The sequence below is a fragment of the Collimonas humicola genome (genome assembly GCF_018304945.1).
GTDB lineage: Bacteria > Pseudomonadota > Gammaproteobacteria > Burkholderiales > Burkholderiaceae_D > Collimonas > Collimonas humicola.
This window is the reverse complement of record NZ_JAGQEE010000001.1, coordinates 867,160-885,735: the sequence shown is the minus strand read 5'-3', so window position 1 is coordinate 885,735 and position 18,576 is coordinate 867,160. Positions and strand designations below refer to the sequence as shown.

At 58.3% G+C, this 18,576-nt stretch carries 16 protein-coding genes; 11 read left to right on the top strand and 5 right to left on the bottom strand.

Going from position 1 to position 18,576, the window contains the following annotated elements:
* Window positions 1-230: 230 nt before the first annotated feature.
* A complete protein-coding gene (locus KHU30_RS04010; RefSeq protein WP_211441326.1) occupies window positions 231-1,361 on the top strand; it encodes a heavy metal-binding domain-containing protein in 1,131 nt (376 codons plus the stop codon).
* Between the two features lie 125 nt (window positions 1,362-1,486).
* Window positions 1,487-3,451, top strand: a complete 1,965-nt coding sequence (locus tag KHU30_RS04005) for an SPFH domain-containing protein (RefSeq protein WP_211441325.1) — start codon at window positions 1,487-1,489, stop codon at window positions 3,449-3,451.
* 57 nt (window positions 3,452-3,508) lie between these two features.
* Here KHU30_RS04005 and KHU30_RS04000 read toward each other — a convergent pair whose 3' ends face one another.
* Window positions 3,509-4,978 (bottom strand): nicotinate phosphoribosyltransferase, encoded by a 1,470-nt coding sequence (locus KHU30_RS04000; RefSeq protein ID WP_211441324.1) that lies wholly within the window; start codon window positions 4,976-4,978, stop codon window positions 3,509-3,511.
* Window positions 4,978-5,841, bottom strand: a complete 864-nt coding sequence (prs, locus tag KHU30_RS03995) for a ribose-phosphate diphosphokinase (RefSeq protein ID WP_211441323.1) — start codon at window positions 5,839-5,841, stop codon at window positions 4,978-4,980. Before prs ends, KHU30_RS04000 begins: the two co-directional genes overlap by 1 nt.
* A 206-nt stretch (window positions 5,842-6,047) precedes the next feature.
* Here prs and KHU30_RS03990 point away from each other — a divergent pair, with 206 nt between their 5' ends.
* The 7 genes from KHU30_RS03990 (at window position 6,048) to KHU30_RS03960 (ending at window position 14,251) form a co-directional block, all read left to right on the top strand.
* Window positions 6,048-6,737 carry an NUDIX hydrolase gene (locus KHU30_RS03990; RefSeq protein WP_211441322.1) on the top strand — a complete coding sequence of 230 codons (690 nt, stop codon included), beginning with the start codon at window positions 6,048-6,050 and terminating at the stop codon, window positions 6,735-6,737.
* 1 nt (window position 6,738) lies between these two features.
* Window positions 6,739-8,859: a hypothetical protein gene (locus KHU30_RS03985; RefSeq protein WP_211441321.1), complete on the top strand. Its 2,121-nt coding sequence runs from the start codon at window positions 6,739-6,741 to the stop codon at window positions 8,857-8,859.
* A gap of 76 nt (window positions 8,860-8,935) precedes the next feature.
* Window positions 8,936-9,610, top strand: coding sequence for a TetR/AcrR family transcriptional regulator (locus KHU30_RS03980; protein WP_211441320.1), 675 nt, complete (start codon window positions 8,936-8,938; stop codon window positions 9,608-9,610).
* 13 nt (window positions 9,611-9,623) lie between these two features.
* Complete coding sequence (locus tag KHU30_RS03975) at window positions 9,624-10,613, top strand: HlyD family secretion protein (protein ID WP_211441319.1); 990 nt, start codon at window positions 9,624-9,626, stop codon at window positions 10,611-10,613.
* Entirely contained in the window at window positions 10,610-11,602 is a 993-nt protein-coding gene (locus KHU30_RS03970; protein WP_211441318.1) for an ABC transporter ATP-binding protein, read from the top strand. The genes KHU30_RS03975 and KHU30_RS03970 overlap by 4 nt, the downstream gene beginning before the upstream one ends.
* Window positions 11,599-12,732 (top strand): ABC transporter permease, encoded by a 1,134-nt coding sequence (locus tag KHU30_RS03965; protein ID WP_211441317.1) that lies wholly within the window; start codon window positions 11,599-11,601, stop codon window positions 12,730-12,732. The genes KHU30_RS03970 and KHU30_RS03965 overlap by 4 nt, the downstream gene beginning before the upstream one ends.
* Before the next feature lie 10 nt (window positions 12,733-12,742).
* Window positions 12,743-14,251: an efflux transporter outer membrane subunit gene (locus KHU30_RS03960; protein WP_211441316.1), complete on the top strand. Its 1,509-nt coding sequence runs from the start codon at window positions 12,743-12,745 to the stop codon at window positions 14,249-14,251.
* Here the strand turns inward: KHU30_RS03960 and KHU30_RS03955 are convergent.
* Window positions 14,248-14,787, bottom strand: coding sequence for a hypothetical protein (locus KHU30_RS03955; RefSeq protein ID WP_211441315.1), 540 nt, complete (start codon window positions 14,785-14,787; stop codon window positions 14,248-14,250). The genes KHU30_RS03960 and KHU30_RS03955 overlap by 4 nt on opposite strands.
* Before the next feature lie 133 nt (window positions 14,788-14,920).
* Window positions 14,921-15,841, bottom strand: coding sequence for a LysR substrate-binding domain-containing protein (locus tag KHU30_RS03950; protein ID WP_211441314.1), 921 nt, complete (start codon window positions 15,839-15,841; stop codon window positions 14,921-14,923).
* Window positions 15,842-15,997: 156 nt separating this feature from the next.
* On the opposite strand from KHU30_RS03950, the gene KHU30_RS03945 reads away from it, so the two are divergent.
* Together KHU30_RS03945 and KHU30_RS03940 are read left to right on the top strand one after the other, a co-directional pair.
* Window positions 15,998-16,723: an isochorismatase family protein gene (locus tag KHU30_RS03945; protein ID WP_211441313.1), complete on the top strand. Its 726-nt coding sequence runs from the start codon at window positions 15,998-16,000 to the stop codon at window positions 16,721-16,723.
* Between the two features lie 35 nt (window positions 16,724-16,758).
* On the top strand, window positions 16,759-17,655 hold the full coding sequence (locus KHU30_RS03940; protein ID WP_230427175.1) for a pirin family protein: 897 nt from the start codon (window positions 16,759-16,761) through the stop codon (window positions 17,653-17,655).
* Here KHU30_RS03940 and KHU30_RS03935 read toward each other — a convergent pair.
* Entirely contained in the window at window positions 17,609-18,532 is a 924-nt protein-coding gene (locus tag KHU30_RS03935; RefSeq protein WP_211441312.1) for a LysR family transcriptional regulator, read from the bottom strand. The genes KHU30_RS03940 and KHU30_RS03935 overlap by 47 nt on opposite strands.
* Window positions 18,533-18,576 lie beyond the last annotated feature (44 nt).

The following is an 18,576-nucleotide window of genomic DNA, read 5'->3' as shown; positions in this document are numbered from 1 at the left end:
CCGATGCTGTCAGATCGCTGCCGGCTTTTTTCTCAAAAAGCCGGAGAAATATGTCCTCTGAATATCAGTGATTCATGCGGGCCGGCCTGAGGAAATACTCCAATCGCAACCTTCCGAAATCAGTAGCTAGCGACCGGTTTAAGGTTCAGAATCGTTTCGTCTTCAGTGCATTTCTCCAGATATTCTGGAGTGGGCCGTTAGACATCTATCGTCGATAAAAAGGAAGGCGTATGGCTAAAGTAACTGGTTTATCCGGGAATGAAATTTTCTGCCTGGCGTTAAAGAATTATTCGGCGGGCGAAATTGTAGTAGGCAACAGCGTCAACTCGATGGGCTTCCTCGGCGGCATAGGCGCCGGCCTGAAAAACATGCTGGGCGGGGAGATCACCCAAGTCACCGCGGCGATCCATGAAGGCCGCGCCAACGCCTTCGAACGCATGAGCAAGGAGGCGATGCAGCAGGGAGCTTCCGGCGTGGCCGGGGTTTCCAGCGAACTGCGTTCGTTCAGCGGCAGCACCGAATTCCTGTTCGTGGGTTCCTGCATCCACTCGCGCGCGCTGTCCGGCCGTTTCTTCACCACTGCCGGCGATGCGCAGGAGCTGTACTGCCACATGGATGCCGGCTATATGCCGATCCAGCACGCATTCGGCAACATCGCCTATTCGATGGGTGTCGGCCGCGGCATCGTCGGGTCGCTGAAAACCCTGGTGCGCGGCGAGATCGCCGAGTACAGCAATATCTTCAACACGACCCGCCACAAGGCGCTTGAGCGGCTGGTGGCGCAGGCCAAGGCGGACGGCGCCAATGCAGTGGTCGGCATCCGCACCTCTATCCTGCCATGGATGGGCACGCACGAAATGCTGATGGCCGGCACCGCATCGCGGCACAGCGCGCTGCCCGCCGGCGCAGATGGCAATCCGGTCACCAGCGACCTTACCGGGGAAGAGCTGTGGGCCATGACCAGCCTCGGTTATGCGCCGGTCAAATTGCTGATGTCCACCTCGATCTACTCGCTGGGCGTGGTGGGCGGGGTTATGGCGGCCTTCAAATCCTTCGCCAAGGGCGAAATCAGCGACCTCACCACGCTGATCCACGACGCCCGCGAAATTGCGATCGATCGCCTGAAGAACGAAGCCGATGCGCTGGGCGCGGAAGAAGTGGTCGGGGTCAAGACCTATATCGCCGAAATCGGCAACGGCCTGGTGGAGTTCATGGCGATCGGCACCGCGGTCAAGAAAATGCCCGGCTTCTCGGTCCAGACCGCGGTGCTGCCGGCGCAGGCGGTCAGCCGCGACAAGGATACTTGGATCGACGGCGGCTTCGGCATCTCGCTGGATCGGGATCGCGGCGCAAATTCCTGACGGCGCCAGCCCCATATCGTCATAAAAAATCCCACACTTTGCTATGACACTCTGGCTGGAAAATCGCCGGCAGGCGCGTGGCGACGGGGAAAACGTAGCACTCAACAATAAAAGAAAGAAATGAAATGCTGAATCTGATCACAAGCCTGGGCTGGTTGCCCACGGCGCTTATCATTCTGGTGGCGGCGGCCATCTTGCTTGCCATATTTTTTTCGGTGTCGGGCATCATCCGATACATACCCAACGACCGGATCGGCGTGGTCGAGAAGTTGTGGAGTTCGAGCGGCTCGGTGAAAGCCGGCTTGCTGGCCTTGCATGGCGAGGCTGGCTTGCAGCCTGACCTGCGGCGCGGCGGCTTCCACTTTTTTGCGCCGTTCCAGTTCCGCGTGCACATCCATCCGATGGTATCGGTGACCCAGGGACGCATCGGCTATGTCTTTGCGCGCGACGGCATCGACCTGCCTGCGGGACAGACGCTGGCCGACAACGCCAAGGTGGAGGACTTCCGCGACGTCCGCTCCTTCCTTGAAGGCGGCGGCCAGAAAGGGCCGCAGCGCAAGATCCTGCGCGAGGGCACGCACATCATCAATCCGGCGCTGTTCGTGGTGATGACGGAAGAAGCGACTTATTCGCTGTCGCTGGATGCCCAGGAAAAGGCGTATTACGAGCAGATGCGCGGCGTGCTGGATGAGCGCAGCGGCTTTACCCCGGTGGTGCTGAAGGAAGTGGCCGGCACCCACGATTCCGACCAGCTGGCGATCGTCACTGTGCAGGACGGCCCCGGCTTGCCCAAGGACGAGCTGCTGGCGCCGGATGTCGGCGACAGCCACAACTCCTTCCAGGAACCGGAGAAATTCCTCGCCGCCGGCGGCCAGCGCGGCCGCCAGGAGCGGGTGCTGGTGGAGGGCACGTATTACATCAACCGCTTGTTTGCCACGGTTGAGCTGATCAAGAAGACCATCATTCCGGTCGGCTATGTCGGCGTGGTGGTGTCCTATACCGGGCGCAAGGGTTCCGATTTGTCCGGCAAGGAATACAGCCATGGCGAGCTGGTCGAAAGCGGTTGCCGCGGCGTCTGGCGCGATCCATTGATGCCCGGGAAGTATGCATTCAACACATACGCCGGCAAGATCGAGCTGGTGCCGACCACCAACTTCGTGCTGATGTGGAAGTCCGGCGAGAGCGGTTCCAGCTTCGACAGCAACCTGCGCGAGATCACCTTGATCACCAAGGACGCGTTTGAGCCGCAGCTGCCGTTGTCGGTGGTGGTGCATATCGACTACCGCAAAGCGCCGATGGTAGTGCAGCGTTTCGGCAATGTCGCCCAGCTGGTGGAGCAGACGCTCGATCCGATGGTGTCCTCGTATTTCAAGAACGTCTCGCAAACCAAGACCTTCATCGAACTGATCCAGTCGCGCAGCGAATTGCAGGGTAATGCTTCGGCCGACATGAAAGAGCGCTTCCAGGCCTACTCGCTGGAATTCCAGGAAGTCTTGATCGGTACGCCGAAGCCGCAGCCAGGCGACACCAAGATCGAAAATATCATGGCGCAGCTGCGTGACCGCCAGATCGCCCGCGAGCAGGTGGAAACCTTTGCGCAAAAGCAGATCGCCGCCGACAAGGAGCGCGAGCTCAACGAGGCTGAACAGCGCGCCTCCAAGCAAAAGGAACTGACCGGTTCGCTGGTGGATATCTCGATCAAGGAAAACCAGGGCTCTGCCAATGTCAAGGCGGCTGAAAAGAGGCGCCAGGAAATCGAAGCGCTGGCCCATGCGGAGAAATTCAAGCAGGAAATGGAAGGCTCCGGCCGTGCTTCCGCGATCCGGTCGGTAGGCGAGGCTGAAGCGTCGGCGATCAAGGCCAAATCGGAGGCGATGCAGGGAGAGGGCGCCGACAAGCAGCTGATGCAAACCGTGATGCTGCGCCTGGCCGAAGCGTTTGAAACGTCCAAGGTGCCTCTGGTGCCGCAGATCCAGATGGGCGGCGGTGGCGATACCAATGCGTTTAACACCTTGCTGTCGCTGATGGGCTCGCTCAAGGCTGGTGAGCTGGCGCAGTCGCTGAAACAGGACCAGGCGCCGCGCGCTTAACGTGCAATAGTTCAGACTTGACCCGACGGGAACTGTCGGGTCAAGTCTGGTCCGCAATTAAATCGCGGCGGCCAAACGTTCCCTTACCTCAGTAAGGGTTACCGCGTTGAGTAATTTTCCGTTTTCAAACACGGGAACAAATTCGCAGTTATTGACTTCATTCCAGCTCGCTTGATCCTTCAAATAAAATTCACCTCGCTCATTTTTGTATACTGCTACCAGGCCTTTGGCAGAATTCTTGGTTCCATCTCCCGTTTTGGGCGCTTTGAAAATTTCGCGATTTTCACCGGAAATTTTGGCGAAAGTCGCTTTAACGGCGAAACCATCGGTATCGCGTGTGACGTACTGATAGGTGTAACTGCCAATTCCAAAAACCACATTGGTTGAGGCAAATCCTTTGGCTTTGAGTCCTGCACAAATTGCCGTGGCGCGCTCAATAGTGATGGAGTCGCCATAAATCAATCCAACACGGGGATTCAGAATTTTGTAGCCTTGCTTAGTTTCGCTACCGCCAAACACTTCCCACAAGCATTCAATCGCGCCTTTGTATTCTGGCGAGCCGATTTCGGCATCTGCATCGCCACAAATCATTTTGACTGGGCAACCGGTATCGGGACGAAACACGACTTTCCCATCTCGCGCCAAAATCTGTTCTTTAAGTTTGACGGTAAAGTCCGTCATCACTTGCCAGAAATCCCAGGAGTCCGACACGATACTAACGATTCCAGCCGGATAGATGTCCTGAATCAAGCGCCGGAAGGTTTCAAGTTCATTGTCCATGCCGCCGGCGCACATGACTGAATGCTCCGTTGCTGCAACACTGCCGCCAACCAGCTCTAAATCGCTATTGGCTCCGTAAAAGTCTTCCAGGAAATCGATGGCAGGAATGGTGTCTGTGCCTGTAAAACTCAATAAGTGCGCAGCACCGCTCATTGTGGCAGCTTCAGCGCCATACATGCCGCGAAAACTAAAGTCGTGTCCTTGCCAATTCACGAACTCGGTGCTGCCGTCGGTTTCTAGTGCGTAAGTCGTCAGTATTTTTTTGTATTCGTGCGCTGTAGTCGCACTGGTGCACATGCCCCATACATTGGTCGAGAGGATCGTTTCTAAATAATTGGTGAGCCAAAAAAATCGCTCGTCTGTATTAAAAATCACAAGACATGGCACCCTTAGCGAGTAAACTGAACCTTCGGGCAATGCCATAATTTTTATGGGCAAGTAGCCTAGGTCGTGGAGATCCGCAATGTGCTGAGTGCCGACATTATTCGGACCCAAATAATTATTTATACGACGAGAAAAGCGACGGATGACTTCGTCTTTTGGCTGTTTAAAAAAATCTTCTTCCCAGCTTTTGATTAAAAAACTTTTTATAAAATACTGTAATCCAAAAAAAACCAGGTGATCGGTGTATTCGCGGCGAGTTGTTCTGGCAGTCAGATTGCTGAATACAACTTCAGTATTGTCGGGATATTGGCGGCGATGATCGACTTTGTAGCCATCGATCGCAGTGGCGGGATTCAAGTTCATTATTTTTCTCCTTGTGCGGGCATAAAGTGCCAGATATTTTTTACGTTTAGAAATGCCGTTGCGGCGGAGTCATGCAAGCTGTTGGTGGTGTATATCGCATCAATGCCGCTTTCCATTAATTTTTTCTCATCGGCGGTGCCTTCGTAGTGAGACACAGCCAAGATGATTTTTTTGCAGTTTTTGGCCTTTAGTTTTTTCGCCAATTCGATAAAAGTCCTACCGCCGGCACAAATGTCATCGACAATCACTGCCGTCTTCCCGCTCAAATCGTCACAATAAATCTCTGTGCCGATAATTGCTCCGTTCCGTACGTCGCGAATTTTGTCCGCCCGGATCACGGGCAATCCGCCCAGCTGACAAGATAATTCAAAGATTTTTTTATTCGAACCGGCATCCGGCGAGACCAAAATAAAATCTGATCGGATGTCATTCACGACGTCTCTGATGAATAGATGGTTTTTGACGACATGGACGTTATTCAAAAGGGCAACGACCACATCGCTGTGGGGATCAAAAACGCAAACCTTTTGATAGTGCTGTTGATTGATTAGATCGGCGTAGACCTTCACCGACAGTGGTTCGCCTGCATTGCAAACGCGGTCTTGTCTTGCACCTGGAAAATAGGGAATACATAAGTCGATCACATTTGCGCCCTGGCGGCGAAGTGCATCGGTCAGCAGCAAGAGCTGGATTAGCGATTGATCTCCGCTGTAGCGAAACATGATTTCGACGTGGGGACTGCTGGGCGCCAAAATTTGGAGGTGATTTTCACCGCTCTTAAATTGAAAATGCTTAAACGAATCTTCAGCTTGTTGATGATTTGGTAAAAAATATCGATTGTTGCTTGTAACGTGGCTGCCCATTTGCTAACCCTGTTTTGAAGTAATCAGAGCGCAGTCAATTCTTGCTCGTTTGACTATGCTTTCTTTAGTTTTATCGAGGGATGAATAAAACATGGATAGATATTAATGTCCTTGAGACATAAAGTAAAGTGAAATTTGGCAACTTTTATCAAGCTGCCATTTATGCTATAAGGAAAGTGTCCCAAAGACATAAAAAGACAAGAAAAATGAATGCCATATTGCAAATAGATAAACCCCTGTTCACTGTAGACAGCGTACTTTTCACTGTGCACGATGGCGTTTTGAAAGTGCTCATGGCCAAGCGCGCTGAATCTCCGTTTGCGGGTTATTGGGGGCTGCCAGGTGGATTTATTGATATCAGCTTGGATGAAAACACTGATATGACTGCGCGTCGAAAGTTGCTGAGCAAAACGGGGCTTGTACCGAGCTATTTAGAACAACTGCAGGTAATCTCCGGGCCTAGGCGTGACCCGCGTGGATATAGCGTGACGCTTGCCTATTATGCGCTGGTGGCGCATCAGGACGTTGAGTCCAAAATCTCGTCCGTAGAGAGCAGCTGCTGGTTGAACGTGAGTGAATTGCCCAAGCTAATGATTGCTTTCGACCATCGATACATCATTGATATGGCGCAGCAGCGACTTCAACAGAAAACGCTGTATTCGATGATTCCAGTATTTTGTTTGCCAGAAAAATTCAGCATAGGCCAATTGATCAAGGTCATTGAAGCAATCATCGAAAAGCCAATTCAAAGAAAAAGCTTGATGCGACGAATTGAGGCATCGGAAATGTTTGAAATTTCGAATGAAAAAATATCTTCAGGGGGACGATTGGCGCAGCTCTATACCCTGAAACCAGGCGTTGATATTGTTAATTTTGAACGCAATTTAAGCGTTTAACATGAGAGAAATCGTTAAGGAAAACAAGATGGCATTTAACGCGCCTGCGCCGATCACCGAATTATCAGGCACCAGTGAATTCCCAGGAATTATCGACGATCTTTCATCTTTGTCCTCAGTCGGGCAACGCGACACGATCGCGGACACTGTTTTGGCAATACTCGACAAATACGCGATAGCTCTCGATACGCAAGATTATCCAGCGAACCTCTATGCTGAATCACTGCTGTACATGGTTTATTGGTTCCATCGCCTGCGTGATCCTATTCGCAAGAATGGGATTGAGAATTGCATCGGTAAATATCTAAACGTTGATCATCAATCCGCAGTGGTGAGCGCGTTGTTGTCCGATCAAGAACTCAAAATTCAGGCAAAGCAGCGAATCGATCAGGGAGTCATGGTTCGTAAGACTGTCGACGTGCTTGTGATGCGAGACGGCGAGCACGGGCGGGAGTTCCTGACGGTGAACCGGACTTTTTTCCCTGAGGGCATGTCGCTGCCTGGCGGGTTACTTCGGGATGAAGATGAGCAAAACGAAATCGGAATCCCTGGCAATATTTTTGCAGCACTGAGGGTAACAGGCAGCAAAGTGTTCGGATCAGATACACCAGAATATGGCATTGCGGAATTAGACGAGCGTAAATACTATTTCGTTCGGAACGAAGCAGGAAAAGAAGCGCGAATCTATATGGATAGAACCATTTCTCACGGATATCGCGATCATCTTAAAGACATCGCTCTTCCATCAGATCCGCGCCATATCGTTGACACGATTGGATTCCTCGTAGAAATTCCCGAAACGAAAGAGATCGATGGCCGATGGCTTCCGGAGAGCGTGATTACTACGCCGAACGCGAAAGAAGGCTCCTTTATCTTCGGTCACCATAAACAGATTGCCGCTGCGCTCATTGCGAAAAATTTTACTAGAACGCTGGGAGTTTCTCATCATGAATGGATACGGGAAACTGTAAAAAAACCATTGGATGTTTACCGCGAATTGCGGACTCGGTTTGCGTCGAATAACGATAGCCTGGATACGCCAATCCTGGAGTTGTTGCCGGTGGTTGAGTACGTTCGCAGCCAGTTGCTGCTATCTGCAATAGAAGAGAAGTGCAGCGGCAATGCCGCGCTTGCGTCGATGCGCGACCAGTTGCTGCATAAGCTTCACCACGTTACGATCAAGAATGGCCCGATGTGCCCCTATGCTCCGACGCTGCGTATCTTGTTTGAAGCGGTAGGTTTCTTTGATGTGGCCTGCCGCATTGAGAAAGATTTGAGTACCCACTTTCAAAAGAAGTACTGGTACCGGTACGAGGAGCTGATGCATCGACTTCCAGAAGTGATCATCATTCCGACTTTTGACAACATTTCCGCTACTGACCTCATGAAAATCCGTGGTACTCCAATATATTTTGTAGGGGTATCAACGGAACCTGTCTATGTTGATGAGTTCTGGCAGTCCCCGCTCGAATTCCTCATTCACGACCTTAACCACGCCTGGAAGATGATGGACATGGACGACAGATTCTTGCAAATACAACCAGAGTTGAGCAGGGATGCGCTCATGAACGAATCCAACACGTTCATTCGCGAGTACTTTCCGAGTATCGCCATCCAAAAAACAGACACGGAACAACAGAGAGAAATGAAGAAGCTCAAGAAAATTCTCTTGTTTGAAGTCGGTCACGAAGACGCGAGGCCTCTGCTGCCGAACATCGTCACTGAGGCACTTCTGGAAGATGAAGGATACGAGTTTCCAGACAACGTTGTCCGTTATGATGAGGGCGTGAATCAGGCTTATCTGGAAAAGCGTACCATTGCTGGGATCACCGCTCTTTCTTATGTCAGGCACAAATTGCAACACGGTTTCTTTGACCAGACTGACTCGCAGAACATTCAAATAGTATCTCCGAAATATCGCACGGTAGAGTGGATTGTGAGAGCAACGGAAGAATTGCTGACAGAAATGCATGCGGAAATTCCTCTCGCAGTTCAAGCAGAAGGATTGACGGAGTACCTGACGCGGCAGGCCTGCTCGCGAGGCCCCACGATTCTTCACTCGCCAGAAAATTTAGATCCCGTTGTAGGAGAGTATGGAGATGGAACGATTATTCAGACGTAGTTATCTTGATTTGAATCGGCTCGTCGTTACATTTCTATCCTTGTAATTAATTAATGCATTGATTAATCTTCGATGCATGACCACGCCCACACCCGCCCGCGGCAGGCCGCTGGCGTCCGACCAGGACAGCCGGGAAAAGCTGCTCGATACGGCCACCTTGCTGTTTTCCTCGCAGGGCATCGCGGCCACGACTGTCGCCGCCGTCGCGCGCCAGGCGGGCGTCACTGCCGCCATGGTGCATTACTACTTCAAGAACCGCGACCAGCTGATCGAAGCCGTGGTCGATGAGCGGATCAGCCTGTTCATCCACAGCATCTGGGATCCGATCAGCGGCGAGCAGCCGCCGGAGCAGATGATCATGGGTATCGTCGACCGGATGATCAGCACAACCGAAAAAATGCCCTGGATGCCGGCCTTGTGGGTGCGCGAAGTACTGAGCGACGGCGGCCAGCTGCGCGAGCGCATGGTGCGGCGGGTGCCGCTGGCCAAGCTGGCGCTGTTCGCCGACAGCATCGCGCGCAGCCAGCAGGCCGGTCAGCTCAATCCGCAGCTGCAGCCCGATCTGATTTTCGTTTCTGTCATCGGCCTGACCATGCTGCCGCTGGCGATGGCGCGTACGCTGAAGGACAAGCCGTCGCTGCCGATCGCGCGCAAAGTGGCGCTGATGGACAAGGCGGTGCTGGTGCGCCATATCAAGGCGCTGCTGTTGCACGGGCTGGCCATGCCCGGCGCCGCCTTTACAGACGACTAACCGGAGACTTTCCATGCGCTACAGCCTGGCCGAGCATCTCAAGCAGTTTTCCCGCCCTGCAGCGATGGCGGCGGCAGTTGTCGGCTGGCTGGCGCTGACGGCTTGCACAGCGGCCAGCGACAACGACTGGCAGGGCTATGTCGAAGGCGAGTATGTGTACGTCGCCTCTTCCCAAAGCGGACGGCTGGATCGCCTGTCGGTGCAGCGCGGCCAGCAGGCGGCGCTGGGCGCGCCGTTGTTCGCACTGGAAGCGGGCGATGAAATCGCCGCCCGCAACCAGGCGCAGCGCCAGCTGAAAGCCGCCGAGGCGCAGCTGGTGGATATCCAGAGCGGCAGGCGGCCGCAGGAGCAGGACGTGACGCGGGCGCAACTGGCGCAAGCCCAAGCGGCGGCCAGCAAAGCCGCGCTGCAGTTACGGCGCGACGAACTGCAGTTCCAGGCCGGCGGCATCGCCCGCCAGCAGTTGGACGATTCGCGCGCGGCAGCCGAGACGGCGAGCGCCCAGGTCCGGCAGTGGCAAAGCCAGCTGACGGTGGATCGCCTGCCCAGCCGCGAGGCCCAGGTACGGGCGCAGCAGGCGCAGGTCGCCGCTGCGCAGGCAGTGCTGGACCAGGCCGACTGGAAGCTGGGACAAAAGACGATAAGCGCAACCCGTGCCGGACTGGTGTTCGACACCATGTATCGGGAAGGCGAATGGGTGGCCGCCGGCAACCCGGTACTGCGCATGCTGCCGCCGGAAAACGTCAAGATCCGCTTCTTCGTGCCTGAAACCGTGCTTGGGAAGCTCCGCATCAACCAGGCGCTGACGCTCAGCTGCGATGGCTGCCAGGCCAGCGTGGCGGCGCGCATTTCCTATATATCGACCGAATCCGAATACAACCCGCCCATCATCTACAGCAACCAGTCGCGCGCCAAGCTGGTGTACATGATCGAAGCGCGGCCGGCGCCGGCCGATGCCGTCAAGCTGCACCCGGGGCAACCCGTGGAAGTGAAGCTGCCATGACTGCCGCCAGCGAAACTCGCAGCGTCGCTGAAAGGCCCGGCGGCGACCTGGTGGTCGATGTCGACCGCATCAACAAGCACTTCGGCAGCAAGCACGTGGTGAAAGACCTGTCGCTGCAAGTCAGGCGCGGCGAGATTTTCGGCTTCCTGGGGCCGAACGGCAGCGGCAAGACGACATCGATCCGCATGATGTGCGGCTTGCTGACGCCGGATTCCGGCCATGGCACCTGCATGGGCTTCGATATCATCAAGCAGAGCTACCAGATCAAGCGGCGGGTCGGCTACATGACGCAGAAGTTCTCCTACTGGGACGACCTCAGCATCCGCGAAAACCTGGATTTCGTGGCGCGCATCTATGGCATGAAGCAGCGCAAGGAAGCGGTTGACCAGAGCCTGGAGAAACTCGGCCTGAGCAGCCGCGCCAAGCAGCTCGCCGGTTCGCTCTCGGGCGGCTGGAAGCAGCGGCTGGCGCTGGCCGCCAGCATGCTGCACCAGCCGGAGCTGCTGTTGCTGGACGAACCGACCGCCGGCGTCGATCCGGCTGCGCGGCGCGATTTCTGGGAAGAGCTGCACCGGCTGGCGGCGGAAGGCATCAGCGTGCTGGTCAGCACCCATTACATGGACGAGGCTGAGCGCTGCCACAAGCTGGCTTACCTGGCCTACGGCAAGCTGCTGGTGCAAGGCACGGCCGTTGAAGTGGCGGCGGGCCAGGGATTGACGACCTGGGCGATCTATAACGGCCGCGATAGCGACGACAACAAGCTGGTCGGCCTGTCCCGGCAGCTGCACGGGCAGCCCGGAGTCGACCAGCTGGTGGTGTTCGGCACCTCTCTGCACGTGTGCGGCAAGGACGCCGCCGTGCTGGAGCAGACCTTGCGCCGCATCACCGCCGGCCAGGGCTTGCGCATGGAACCGATCGACACCAGCCTGGAAGACGTCTTCATCTACATGATGAACCGCTCCGCCGATAATTTCGGAGACCAGCCATGAGCGGCTTCTCCTTCAGCCGCTGGTGGAGCATCGTCCTCAAGGAATTCCTGCAGCTGATGCGCGACCGCGTCACGGTGCGCATGATCACCGTGATCCCGGTGATGCAGATGGTGCTGTTCGGCTTTGCCATCAACAGCGATCCCAAGCACATGCCGACCGCGGTGATCGCCGCCGACCATAGCGAATTCACGCGTACCTTCATCGCCGCCATGAAAGCTTCCGACTATTTCGACATCGTCGCCGAACTGCCCAACGAAGCGGCGGCCCGCACTGCGCTGGCGCAAGGCAAAGTGCTGTTCGTCCTGAACATCCCGGCCAGCTTCACGCGCGACCTGCTGCGCGGCCAGCGGCCGGCCTTGCTGGTCGAGGCCGACGCCACCGATCCTACCGCCACCGGCATGGCGCTGGCGGCCTTGCCGCAGCTGGTGCAATCGGTAGCCAACAAGGACCTGAAAGGGGCGCTGGCGAAATTGAGAGGCGGCGCGCCGGCCTTCGATGTCCAAGTGCAGCGGCTGTACAACCCGGAAGGCGTGACCCAGTACAACGTCGTGCCCGGCCTGATGGGAGTGATCCTGTCGATGACCATGGTGATGATGACCGGTCTCTCGATGACCCGTGAGCGCGAGCGCGGCACCATGGAAAACCTGCTGGCGACGCCGGTCTCGCCGATCGAGGTCATGACCGGCAAGATCATGCCCTATATCGCCATCGGCCTGATCCAGGCCAGCATCATCCTGCTGGGTGCGCGCTTCATGTTCCATGTGCCGTTCGCCGGCAGCGTACCGGCGATCTACCTGGCGGCGCTGCTGTTCATCGCCGCCAGCCTGACGGTCGGCATCACCTTGTCGTCGATCGCGCAAAACCAGTTGCAGGCGATGCAGCTGACCATGTTCTACTTCTTGCCGAACATCCTGCTGTCGGGTTTCATGTTTCCGTTCCAGGGCATGCCGAAGTGGGCGCAGTTCATCGGCAACCTGCTGCCGCTGACGTATTTCAACCGCCTGATACGCGGCATCCTGCTGAAAGGCAACGGCTGGGTCGATCTGTGGCCGAACGTCTGGCCGCTGATGCTGTTTACGGTGATCGTGATGGGCATTGCGCTGCGCTTCTATCGCCGCACACTGGATTGAGGGAACCGTCATGAAACCAGCAATCATGAGAATCCGCAGGCGGCGAGCAGCAAGGCCAGCCTGGTGCCTGGCGATCTGCGCTACGCTCGGCGCCTGCGCGGTCGGACCGGATTTTCAGGCGCCGGCGGCGCCGGCAGTGGCGCAGTACACAGCCGGTGTGCAGCCGCAGGTCACGGTGGAGAGCAGTGGGGCTGGCGGCGCGGCCCAGCAGTTTGATGCCGGCATGGATATTCCGGCGCAATGGTGGCAGCTGTTTCATTGCGCGCAGCTGGATGCGCTGGTGCGCACGGCATTGGCCAACAGTCCGCAGATAGCGCAAGCAAAAGCCACCCTGCGCCAGGCCGGCGCAACGCTGGAAGCGGAAACCGGCGCGACCCGCTATCCCCGGGCCGACCTGCAACTGGGCGGCGCGCGCCAGCAGATCGACACCACTGCGCTGGGGATTCCGCATGTGCCGCCGGCCGGCCCGTTCAACCTGTACAACGCTTCGCTCAATGTGTCCTACACCGTCGACGCCTTCGGCGCCAACAGCCGCATGCTGGAAGGTTTGCAGGCGCAGGCGCAGAACCAGGCCGAGGAATTGCAGGCGGCGCGCCTGGCGCTGGCCGGCAATGTCGTCACGGCAGCGATCAGGCAAGCGGCGCTGCATGCCCAGATCGACAGCAGCGAACGGATGCTGGAACTGCAGCGCCAGCAGCTCGCCATCATGGCGCAGCGCCTGGCCGCGGGCGGCATTGCCGAGCTGGATCTGAAGAACCAGCGGACTCTGGTGGCGCAAAGCGAAGCAGGGTTGCCGGCGTTGCGGCAGCAAATGGCGCAGGTCACCCATCAGCTGGCGGTTTATCTGGGGCAGGCGCCCGGCGCGGCTGATTTGCCGCCTTTGAAACTGGATGCGCTGACCTTGCCGGAGCGGCTGCCGCTGAGCCTGCCTTCGGCACTGGCGCGCCAGCGTCCCGACATCCGCGCTGCGGAAGCGACGCTGCACCAGGCCAGCGCCCAGGTCGGCGTAGCCACCGCCGGGCTCTATCCGCAACTCACCTTGTCCGTCAGCGCCGGCGCGGAACAGACGCATATCGCCGACATCGCCGACAGCCTGAATGTCTGGAGCCTTGGCCTGAAGCTGATGCAGCCCTTGTTCCACGGTGGCGAGCTGCGCGCCAGGAAACGTTCAGCGGTCGCCGCCTACGATGCGGCCGCGGCCGGCTATCAGCAAACGGTGCTGCAGGCATTGCAGCAGGTGGCGGACAGCCTGCGTGCGCTGGAGAACGATGCGCTGGCGCTGCAGGCAAGGACGCAGGCGGCTGAGGAATCCCGCTACAGCCTGGCGGTCACCCTGAAGCAGTATCGGGCCGGGGGCGTCAGCCATCTGAGCCTGCTCGACGCCCAGCGCCAAAGCCTGCAGAACGATCTTGAGCGTACCGTGGCGCAAGCGGCGCGCTACACCGATACGGCGGCGCTATTGCAGGCGCTGGGCGGAGGCTGGTGGAATCAATCCGGCGCGGCGGCGGAGCCGCACTAGCGGCCCTTTAATGCGATATAGGCCAGCACCGGGTCCAAGCCTTCGACGCCGGGTGCGCCGGAGATCACGGCGTCGGCCGAACACCAGGGATAGGGCAGGACCGAGACCCACTGCATGACATCGCCGACAACGTCGGCCGGCAGCGTTTGCATGGCTTCTATGGTGATAGCCAGACCTTGCGCCAGATGGGACTCCTCGGCAAATGACCAGTCGTAACGGCCGCATCCCACGCGCACGGCACGGCTTTCCTTCTCCGTCATGGCCACCAGCCAGTCGCAGGAAAATGCGGATTCCTGGTTCTTCGGCGGCACCGCAAGGCAAAAAGTGTAGATATTCTCGTAAGTCTGGCCGAAGCGGCGCACCAGCACGTCGGCGATGTTGTCGCGTCCCGCAGTGGCCGGCGGGAAGGCGATGGCGCCGCCGTTGACCGCCATGGCCAGCGTGGCGTCCTCGGCAAAGGCGTACGCCATCAGGTGCGGCCGGTTGCCGTCCTTGGCCTGGATATAGGCCAGGATGGAATTGGATGGTGTGCGCATGCAAATACCTCGTATGGAGAAATCAGGCAGTGTCGATTGCCGATATTATCAGTCAGGCGCTGCCGGTGCGCTGGGCGGCCTGCATCGCATCCGGCTACGCCGCCCAAATGCCCGACTTATTTTCCAACAAGCCCTAAGCCAGCGCGGCCGGCAATTCGCTTTTGAGGAAATCCACAAATGCCCTGACCGCCGGCGCCAGGCCGCGGCGCGACGGAAACAGCACCACCATATGGCCGGCCTTGGGCCGCCATTCCGGCAGCACCACCTGCAGCGTGCCGGCAGCCAGTTCGGCAGTGCAGGCATAGCGCGGCAGGGTGGCAACGCCCATACCTGTCAGCGCCGCCTGTTTCAGCATGGATAAATTATCGCTCTGCAGCCGCAGCTTGCCGATCGGCGCCTGGTGCCGCGCCTCGTCCGGTCCCAGCAGGCGCCAGCTGGCGTCGCTGTCGCTGAGCGGCGCGTAGTACAAGGCGTCGGCGGCGGCGAGCGCAGGCAGATCGTCGATCGGCCCGCTATGGCTCAGATACAGTGGGCTGGCCACCAGCGCCCAGTGCACCGAACAGAGGCTGGCTTGCACCAGGCTTGAGGGCTCCTGCTGGGCGCCGAGCCCGCGCACCACGACATCGATGTTTTCTTCAATCAAGTCGATCTGGCGGTTGCTGGCTTGCACCATCAGGCGCACCTTGGGGTATTGCTGCATGAAGCGCGGCAGCAGGCGCGGCAAGGCAATGTCGGCGATCGCCATCGGCAGGCTGACGCGCACCGTGCCGCTGGGCTCGCCCAGGCGCTTGCGCACCGCATCTTCGCCGGCGTGGGCCTCGGCGATCATGGCCGCGCAATGTCGGTACAGTTCCTGGCCAGCCTCGGTCAGGCTCATGCGGCGCGAAGTGCGTTGCAGCAGGCGCGCGCCCAGGCGTGCTTCCAGTTGCGTGATACGGCGCGAAATGCGCGATTTCGGAATGCCCAGCGCATCGCCAGCCGCGGTAAAGCCGCGCCGCTCGACTACCTGGGCAAACAGGTAAAGGTCATTCAGGTCGATCGCCAGAGGATTCATGGAAGCGGATACCTTGTTTGTTTTTATCGTTCCATCAGCGAAACGATAGGTTGTTATTTTGCACCTTTATCCATGATCGTTGCAAGCGCATGATGGATCCCAGGCAAAGAAGGCAATTGCCGCTTATCGAAAACCGCTTCCGCAAAGGAGATTCACATGAAACGCAGCAAATTTATCCAGGCTGGCGCCATTGCCGCCTTGGCTTTCTCGTTATTCGCCGTCAACGCTGGAGCAGCCGCCCCAGCCGATGTGCGCGTCCAGGGCAGCAATGCCTATCTCGCCCCGCAATCGCGCGACGACACTGTGTTGCTGCTGGTCGATCATCAGGTCGGCCTGTTTACAGGCGTGCGCGACATGCCCGTCGCCGAGCTCAAGCACAATGTGGTGGCGCTGGCCAAGGCGGCGCAGGCATTGGGCGTGCCGGTGATCATGACGGCCACCATGCCGGACGGCATGTGGGGGCCGACCATCCCGGAGCTGCGCGCAGCCTTGCCAGGCGTGCCGGTGATCAGCCGCAACGTGGTCAATGCCTGGCAAGATCCGCAGGTGCAAGCGGCGATCCGTAAAACCGGACGCAAGCAAATCCTGATCGCCGGCGTCTCGCTGGAAGTCTGCGCCACCTTCCCGGCCTTGTCCGCCAAGGCCGCCGGCTACGACGCGCGCGTGGTGCTGGATGCCTCCGGCACATTCAATGACGCCAAGCGCACCGTCGGCTTGCAGCGGCTGGCAGGCGCCGGCGTGCCGGTGACCGACTATGCGACGGCAGCCGTGGAAATGCTGAGGGATAACACCGATCCGAAGGCGCAGGACGTCTATGCGGCGCTGGACATGCCGTTCGCCAACCTGGTCTGGCAATTGCACAGCGCATTCAGCAATAAATAAAGCCGCCATCCCTTATCCGGAACAGAGGAATTCACATGAACAAGAAATTATCCGTCTCGCCGATCGTCGCAGGGCATGAGATGCACATCGGCCAGGATTTCAAGGCCAGGCATTTTGCGGAAAATGATTTCCAGGGGCTGGTCGATCCGGTCGTCATGCTGGACCACTTCCACATGACAGCGCCAACTTTCGAGCCGCACCCGCATGCCGGCATCTCGGCGGTGACTTATGTGTTTGAAGATTCCGCCAGCCCGCACCACAACTACGATTCGCTCGGCAACCAGGGGCCGATCCATGCCGGCGACCTGCACTGGTTTGTCGCCGGGCGCGGCGCGGTGCATACCGAACAGCCGGAAGGCCAGAATCCGCATGTGCATGCCTTGCAGATTTTCGTCAACCTGCCTGCGCAGCAGAAAATGACAGCGCCGCATGCGGTGCATGTGGACGCTGCCGACATGCCTGTGTTCCGGGCGCCGGGCGTACGGGTGAGGGTGGCGGCAGGCGAATCCCAGGGCCTGCGCTCGCCGGCGCGGCTGCCGCAGCCGTTCACGCTGCTGGACGGCTTTCTCGAAGCCGGCGGGACCTTTGAGCACGCCATTCCTGCCGGCTGGAACGCCATGGTCTATGCGGTGCAGGGAACGCTCAGCCTGAGCATGGATGCGTTTGCCTGCACCCAGCAGCTGGCGGAAGGCCATGCGCTGGGAGTGGCCGAGGCAAGCACCGTCAGGTTGACGGCGGCTGGGCCTGCCCACTTCGTGATTCTGTCCGGCCCGGCGCTCAGGGAACCGATGGTCAAGCACGGGCCGCTGGTGATGAATACCGTGGAGCAGATGAATGACCGGCTGCAGGCTTACCGGCGCGGCGAGTTCGGCAGCCTGGAAATGCCTACCAGCCGTGCCGCCCATCCTTCTGCGGCAGAAGATGGGCTGTGAAGCGCGCCGCAAGGAAGTCGATAAAGGCAGTGACCTTGGCCGACAGGTTAAGACGCTCCGGGTAGACCGCGAAAATGTCGGACGGCGGCAGAGCCCATTCCTGCAGCACCTGGCGCAAGCGTCCGGAACGCAGGTAAGGGGCCGCATCCCATTCGGAGCGCATCAATATGCCATGGCCTGCCAGCGCCCAGGCCAGTACGGTTTCGCCGTCGTTGCTGCTGAGGGCGCCGCGCACCTTGACGGTTTCCTGGCGCTTGCCGCGGCTTAAGTGCCAGCTGCCGTAGGCGGCCTCGTTTTCCCGCAGCACGATGCAGGCATGGGTTTGCAGATCGCGCGGCGTGGCCGGCGCCGGATGCTGCTTCAGGTAGGCCGGCGCCGCACACAGCAGCCTGCGGTTGGCGGCGATCTTGCGCGCAATGATGCGCGCGTCCGGCAATTCGCCGATGCGGATGCCGATATCGAAAGCCTGGTCTGCCAGGTTCAGGGGGCGCTCCGACAGCAGCAGTTGCACTTCGACTTCCGGAAAGCGCTTGCTGAATTCCGATACGGCGGGGCCGATATGCCTGCGACCGAAACCGAAACTGGCGTTGACCCGCAGCAGTCCCTTGGGCAGCGCCCGGCTGCTGCCGATAGTGCGTTCCAGCGCTTCGATGTCAGCCAGGATGCGGGCGCCGTCCGCCAGGTAGATCTCACCCTCGTGCGTGACGCTCATGGTCCTGGTGGTGCGGTTCAGCAGACGCACGCCGAGCCGCTGTTCAAGGTTGGCCAGCCTTTTGGTGACAGCCGGCGGGGTGACGCCGAGTTCGCGCGCCAACGCGGCAAGGCTTCCGGTCTTAACCAGCGCGGCAAAAAATGCAAGGTCGGAAAGCGTATTCATTATTAACCTAAAAGAAATAATAGAATCAATATTAATGAATTATA